The organism is Salipiger sp. HF18 (genome assembly GCF_011806505.1).
In the GTDB taxonomy this organism is placed as follows: domain Bacteria; phylum Pseudomonadota; class Alphaproteobacteria; order Rhodobacterales; family Rhodobacteraceae; genus Salipiger; species Salipiger thiooxidans.
Map to the genome: position 1 here is coordinate 1 of NZ_JAATOS010000256.1, position 5847 is coordinate 5847.

General features: G+C 62.8%; 11 protein-coding genes and 1 tRNA gene. 1 reads left to right on the top strand and 11 read right to left on the bottom strand.

Annotated features, from left to right (window positions below; all coding sequences use genetic code 11):
- The first annotated feature begins 87 nt into the window (after positions 1–87).
- Positions 88–163, top strand: a tRNA-Trp gene (locus HC022_RS17610).
- Positions 164–221: 58 nt separating this feature from the next.
- Here HC022_RS17610 and HC022_RS17615 read toward each other — a convergent pair.
- The 11 genes from HC022_RS17615 to HC022_RS17665 form a co-directional block, all read right to left on the bottom strand.
- The gene (locus HC022_RS17615) at positions 222–1268 is read right to left on the bottom strand and encodes a tyrosine-type recombinase/integrase (protein WP_167453302.1); all 1047 of its coding nucleotides are present in this window, start codon (positions 1266–1268) and stop codon (positions 222–224) included.
- The gene (locus HC022_RS17620) at positions 1252–1452 is read right to left on the bottom strand and encodes a hypothetical protein (RefSeq protein WP_167453303.1); all 201 of its coding nucleotides are present in this window, start codon (positions 1450–1452) and stop codon (positions 1252–1254) included. Before HC022_RS17620 ends, HC022_RS17615 begins: the two co-directional genes overlap by 17 nt.
- On the bottom strand, positions 1449–1685 hold the full coding sequence (locus tag HC022_RS17625; RefSeq protein ID WP_167453304.1) for a hypothetical protein: 237 nt from the start codon (positions 1683–1685) through the stop codon (positions 1449–1451). Before HC022_RS17625 ends, HC022_RS17620 begins: the two co-directional genes overlap by 4 nt.
- The gene (locus tag HC022_RS17630) at positions 1682–2200 is read right to left on the bottom strand and encodes a hypothetical protein (protein WP_167453305.1); all 519 of its coding nucleotides are present in this window, start codon (positions 2198–2200) and stop codon (positions 1682–1684) included. The genes HC022_RS17625 and HC022_RS17630 overlap by 4 nt, the downstream gene beginning before the upstream one ends.
- A 25-nt stretch (positions 2201–2225) precedes the next feature.
- Complete coding sequence (locus HC022_RS17635; protein WP_008883463.1) at positions 2226–2411, bottom strand: hypothetical protein; 186 nt, start codon at positions 2409–2411, stop codon at positions 2226–2228.
- On the bottom strand, positions 2408–2854 hold the full coding sequence (locus HC022_RS17640) for a hypothetical protein (RefSeq protein ID WP_175583634.1): 447 nt from the start codon (positions 2852–2854) through the stop codon (positions 2408–2410). Before HC022_RS17640 ends, HC022_RS17635 begins: the two co-directional genes overlap by 4 nt.
- Entirely contained in the window at positions 2851–3069 is a 219-nt protein-coding gene (locus HC022_RS17645; RefSeq protein WP_167453307.1) for a hypothetical protein, read from the bottom strand. Before HC022_RS17645 ends, HC022_RS17640 begins: the two co-directional genes overlap by 4 nt.
- Before the next feature lie 61 nt (positions 3070–3130).
- The gene (locus tag HC022_RS17650) at positions 3131–4120 is read right to left on the bottom strand and encodes a DUF2303 family protein (RefSeq protein ID WP_167453308.1); all 990 of its coding nucleotides are present in this window, start codon (positions 4118–4120) and stop codon (positions 3131–3133) included.
- Positions 4121–4144: 24 nt separating this feature from the next.
- Positions 4145–4564 carry a hypothetical protein gene (locus HC022_RS17655; protein ID WP_167453309.1) on the bottom strand — a complete coding sequence of 140 codons (420 nt, stop codon included), beginning with the start codon at positions 4562–4564 and terminating at the stop codon, positions 4145–4147.
- Positions 4561–4893: a hypothetical protein gene (locus tag HC022_RS17660; RefSeq protein WP_167453310.1), complete on the bottom strand. Its 333-nt coding sequence runs from the start codon at positions 4891–4893 to the stop codon at positions 4561–4563. The genes HC022_RS17655 and HC022_RS17660 overlap by 4 nt, the downstream gene beginning before the upstream one ends.
- Before the next feature lie 369 nt (positions 4894–5262).
- A partial coding sequence (locus tag HC022_RS17665) for a helix-turn-helix transcriptional regulator (protein ID WP_217704027.1) occupies positions 5263–5847 on the bottom strand: 585 nt, incomplete at its 5' end.

Consider the following 5847-nt stretch of genomic DNA (forward strand, 5'->3'; position numbering starts at 1 on the left):
GGGCGGACAGCTGAAATTCCCCGACGCTTTCCGCCGTTTTCCCGCTTGCAATGCTGCCAGCCCTTCCGTAAATGGGGGCTCGGCCTTAGGGGTATAGCTCAGCTGGTAGAGCGACGGTCTCCAAAACCGTAGGTCGCGGGTTCGAACCCTGCTGCCCCTGCCATTGAAATCACTCACAAAATCGCTGTTCTGACGACGACTATCGAAGAGCGTTTGGGCGCTCATTTGGGAATTTTCGTTCCCGCTTCGTGCGCTTCGCGCTTGCTGAGTGCCGATTCTGCCAGGCGCGCATCCCGGCTCAGATAGTGGGCGTCGAGGATCGCGCCCACGTCCCGCAGGCTGTGGCCCGTGAACGTCGCAATCTCTGCCTCACTGCATCCCGCGATGGCCAGCCGCGTCACCGCCGTCCCGCGAAGGTCGTGGAAGGTCAGGCCGGTGACCTGGGCCTTGGCCAGTGTCTTGCGCCAAGTCGCGCTGAAGCCGTGTCCGGTCCACGCGGTTCCCTTCGTCGTGGTCAGGATGGTAACCGCCTTCTTGTCCTGCGCGGCTTCATCCAGTGCAGCCTTCAGGACGCCCGCAACGGGAATGACGACGCGCCGCCCGGTCTTCCCTTGCTTCAGGCGGATGTGCGACCCGTCATAGGCCGTCCACGTCAGGCGCAGCAGGTCGCCTTGCCGCTGGCCGGTCCAGACGGCCAGAAGATAGGCCAGCCGGATGCGCGGCGGCGCAACCTTCAGCAGCGCATCTTCGTCGGCCTGCGTCCAGATCGAGTCCGAACGGCTGGCGCGGTAGAGCTTGCCGGGGCGTTCGCAGGGGTTGGCTACGGTCAAGCCACGGTCGAAGGCCCACGCCATGATGGCGGCGAAGGTCGCGAAGACATAGTCCGCCTGCCTGCGCGACTTCACGGCCATCCGGTCGCGCCATCCGAGGAATTCGGCGCGGGTGCGGCGGTCGTGCAGGGCGGCAAGCGGGAAGTCCCCGAACTCGGTTTCTATCTTGCGGATATGGTTGACGTAGTCCTTCCGGGTGCGTGGGGCCAGATCGTTGAACTTGGGCGAGTCCTGGTAGGCGTTCAGGATGGCTTGGATTGTGCCGGTTGGCTGCTTCGCCTTCTGCGCGACGGCGGCATTGTAGGCGGCGATAAACTCTGGGTCTCCCGGCTTGCCCGGCAGGCGTGGCCCGCCCTTCCAAGCGTAGTAGTAGGTGACCCGGTCACCGTTCGCGAGCTTCACTGAGACCCGGTTAACGCCTTTAAGCCTGACCTTCATTGCGCCTACTCTTCCACTTGTCGAACGGGTTGTCCGGTTCCTGCTGCTGAGCGGAATCGGGGAGGATGCGGACGGTTCCAGCGTCGGTCACCAGTTCAATGACCGCGCTCGGATCAGCCGCTCGGGCCGCAGCAACATAGCGTTCGATCTGCGCCTTGGTAAATTGATGTCTCTTTCCCATCATGCGTCCACCTCGCTCACGTTCTGGCGGATGGCCGGATCTGCGCACGGCTCGCAGCGAGCGTCCGCGAGTTTCACGAGGCGCTCGAGATCCTTCACCCGATCGGCAGCTGCATCGCGCTCGGCCGTCACGGCCCGCAGCGCGTTGGTGATCTTCTTCACCCGGCTCGGTGTCGCACCGTGCTCGGAGATGTCCGCGATGAGCCGCTTCATCCGGTTGGTGGTGGTGTTGGTCATGCCCGCGTCGCCTTGCTGCTCTTGGCGCGCCACTGGGCCTCGCTGTCGCCGAGGCGAAAGTCGAGCTCCTCCTCGGTCTTAACGTTGAGGTGCATGTCGTTGGCAAGCTCGCGGTAGACGTAGTTCCACCAGTCGCGGATCAGCGGGTCTGGGTGCTTGTAGCCGATGATCTCTGCCGCGTGCATGAAGTGCAGCTGGAAATGGTGGGGCAGCTCGTCTAGCGACTGCAGGTATCTGTCGAAGACCGGCTGCATATGCACGGTCCAGCTTTCCTCGTGCGGGATCGCCGGCGACCAGCTGTAGCTCGGCCCGGTGAAGCTGCCGCCCCGCGGGTCGTAGGGGTTCTCGAACACGTTGTGATCCAGGGCGCCCAGCAGCACGCAGCGGCGGAACCAACGGATCATGTACTTCGACGGGTGATACTTCGCGACGCCGTCCGGCCCGCGGATCGCGGTCAGCAGCACGGTCTGCTGCATGCAGGTGAGGGCGTGGGTCCATTCCTGGGTGACGATCATGTTTGCCTCCGACGATTGTTTGATTTCAGCCTTCGCTGTCCGCGAGCGCGCGCATGTCTGCGGCGACCAGACGGTATGCTGCCCCGAGAGAAATTCGGTTGGCGGTCATCGGGTCAGCTGATCCGAGCTGGGAGCAGTTCAGTTTCTGGTCCGCGATGTGGTCCAGGTAGTCGGCGATCTGCCGTTGCTGTCCGCGTGTCGGGGTGGTCATGCCTCCACCTCCACGCTTGCCGCAACCAGGTGCCCGCAGTTTGCCCTGGCCAGCGCCTCGGCCACCGGCGGGCAAAAGCACTGTGGTTGATCCGAACGGATAGGTCTCCCACGCTTATGCCCTTCCGGGCGTGAATTGGCAGAATCGTTCAACTCTGACAGGTGTATAGGTGTTCGTGAGTGGTTGGTTTGGTACGAGTGCCCAGCGATATGTTGCATCAGTCTATTGCGGCTGGAGCTCCGGGCGACGGACATCGATTTTCGAGTATCATCGGTCCCGGCCGTGGTTGGAGCCACGTCCGGGACTTTTGATTTCAGTCGCGACTTCATCGCCTCGGTGCGCTTCACCTCGCGGTCGATGGCGTCGGTTTCGAGGTTCTCGTCGGAAAGGCGCTCGAGCTGGGCGAAGAGGTGGTTGTTGAGATCGGTGAGCTTGTTCTTCATCCGTCCCACCCCGCCGCTTTGATCGCGATCGCGATGAGCCAGCCGAGGCCCCAGATCGCTCCGAGGCCGGTGAGCCCGCCGCCGATCAGGACGATGCTCCATGCGGACATCCTGCTGGGGTCGTCCGGGTACTCGGCGAGCTTCTCGATGAAGCGCCAGAATGCACCCTTGGGCTTCTCGGCGCAGGTCTGCTGGAAATAGTCTTCGCTGTGCATGGATGTCCTCCTGCGCTGGTGACCATCGCAACGCCCCGCTGCCGGGGCGCTGACATGGGCATCAGCTGGTTTCGGGTTGGCCCTGGAAGATGGGGAGCTCGGTGGCGTCGGACGCGATCTTGAGCGCCTCGTCGAAGGCGGCTTCGAACGCCCGTTCCGGGTTGTAGATCGACAGGATGAACTTCACGGTGGAGCCGGACTTCCGGTAGCGGAAGCGCACCGGCATCCGGTAAGGGGCGCCGTTCAGGAACACGGGGATCGTGATGATGATCAGGTTCGGCACGCTGAGCGGCTTGCCGTCGGCGTCCTTGTGCTCGTTGAGGAACTGGATCTCGCTCTCGCCGGTGTCTCGGTTGGTTTTTACCGTCAGGTCGCTGGTCTCGTAGACCTGGAAGCGGCGCGACATCGCGAGCAGCTGGCCCAGCTGGCCGTAGCGGCCCTCGATCTGGCGAGCGGTCTGGATCAGACGGTTTTCCCAGGGCTGGTTCTTGTCGCTCTCGGTGAGCGCCAGCACCGGCGGCGTCGGGTCCATGATGTCCTTTGCGTTCGCCTCGATGAACTCGCCCATCTCATCCTTGTCGAGGGCGCGCCCGGAGATCCCCATCCACGCCTGCCACTCCTTGGAGAGCGGGAAGCCGTAGACCGCGCGGTGGTGGCAATGCCGCGCCGTCGGATCGCCTTCCGGATTCAGCGGGTCTATGGCGCCGGCGCCGTGGTAGTCGGCGATGCAGGTGAGCGTCGGAGCGCTCATCTCGGGGTTCGCGAAGAGCGTCGAGGTGTCGCCCTTGAAGCGATTGGCCCAGAGGATGAGCCTGTCGAGGTCCTTGAGCTTCGCGGTGCCGCTCCGCCGCGCGGGTTTCAGGAACTCCAGAGCGGCGCGGTGGTGTGTCGTGAGGTTCTCGACCTTGCGGTGACTGGGCAGCGTGACCAGGTGGGGCTTGGTGAGGTCCAGCCCCTCCGGCGTCTCGACCGGGTCGTGGTTGCCGATGTCGGCCATGATGTCCCGCATGGTTTCGGCGGGGTTCTGCATGGGGAAGAGGTCTTCGGACATCTGGTGTCTCCGTGGTTGGGGTGATCAGTCGACGTCGCGCACTTCGCCGGTCTCCGGATCGAAGTCGGTGACGTCCCGGACCGGTTGGTGCATGCGCGCCATCATGGGGCTGTAGAGGGTGAGCTCGCCCGCATCGTTGATGAAGGCGGCGGCGCTGCTCTTGGGCTTCTTCGGCGGCTTGAACTCGACCTTGGCGCCCATGCCGACATCGCCGGAATTGCCGACGGCGTAGTCGATCGTGATGCTCATGGAACCTGCGCAGCCCTTCGGCCCGTGCTCCTCGAGATGGTCCATGAGGTCCTGCATCAGGCTCTGGTGGCGTTCCATCACGTCGGTGAGGAAGCTGCCGCCATCGAACAGGGTCAGGATCTGCTCAAGGCTGCGCATCTTGTAGGGGTCGTGGGGCTCAGGGCGGTTGACCTGCGCTGTCGTGGGGGTGATCATGCGGCGGTTCCGCCGGAGAAGCCGAGCTTGCGGGCGACAGCGGCACGGATCGAGGGCTGGGCGCGCTGACGCCCGGCCTCAACCTCAGTCATCGTCGCGAGGTCGTCCTTGTCGACGGCATCTACGAATGGCGCTTCGGCGATATGTGGGCGGGCCGGGTAGTGGCTGGGCATTTCCTCAAGGCGCGAGAGCTGGGCCGCCGTAAGCGGCTGGCCGCGGTCTTCCTTGGCGCGAAGCCAAGCGTCCTGAACGCAGGCAGGGGCCAGGTGCACGTAGGTGGTGGAGCAGAGGGTCTTCGCGACCGTCGGGAAATGCGCTGATTTGGACATGCGTCCCCTCCCATCTGAGGTTTCAGATCCCGCGATCGGCAGAAGCGTCTTCGGCGGGTGGTGGGAGTTTGTGTAATTGCCAAAATGGCAATAGTCAAGGTTTATGATTGCCAATCTGGCAATTAACTTGGTTTCAGACTTTGCCGACTTGGCATTTAAGGTGCATTCTGATCAGCTTTAATGATTCCGGTTGTGCTTGACTTCAGGGGAGAAGTGTCAGGTTGCAGCCGTCACGGAGGTGCGGGGGACGATGGTCTGCGGCCATGTATTTTGGCGTTTCAGAGAGGTTGAGCGAGCCCTCGCGGTCAGGGCGGCGCTCACTGGGGGGAGCCTGGATGCTCTATATCAGGATTACATCAAGAGAAGGGCTCAGGAAGTCGCTCTTCTCAAGCGCTCCATCACCTCGAAGTCCATACCCTTCCAGCGACCTAAGACGATGTAGTCCAAGGAGACGCCGAACCTGTCGACGATCCGAGCTGCCTTGTCGTATGGGATCGCACGCTTGCCGTTCTCAAATCGGTTCCAGGCGGGTCTTTCGATCTCTAGGAGATCAGCGATCCCAGCTTGGCTGAGGCCGAACGCCTCGCGAATGACGACTAGGCGCTGCCCCATCGCCTCAGGTGACATCTCTGACAATGCTACTGATTTCGCGGCGTTTTCCATGGTTGCGATGATAGCCGAATTGGCAATTGAGGCTATTGACACGTTCATCGCTTGATCGATTGCCAATATGGCAATAATTTGCCGCCATGAGCGAGAGAACAACCACCCAGGAAATCGTTGACCGTTGGCCGTCCCGCCGGGATCTGGCCTCTGATGTGGGGCCGGGATCGCTGCGGTGCACCACTGGTATAGCCGCAGCTCGATCCCTGCCGAAGATAGTGCCCCGCGGCGTGGTGTAGGAAGCCGCGAGCGTCGCTGATCGCGAGGCTGGCGGTCATCGTCGATCTTCGG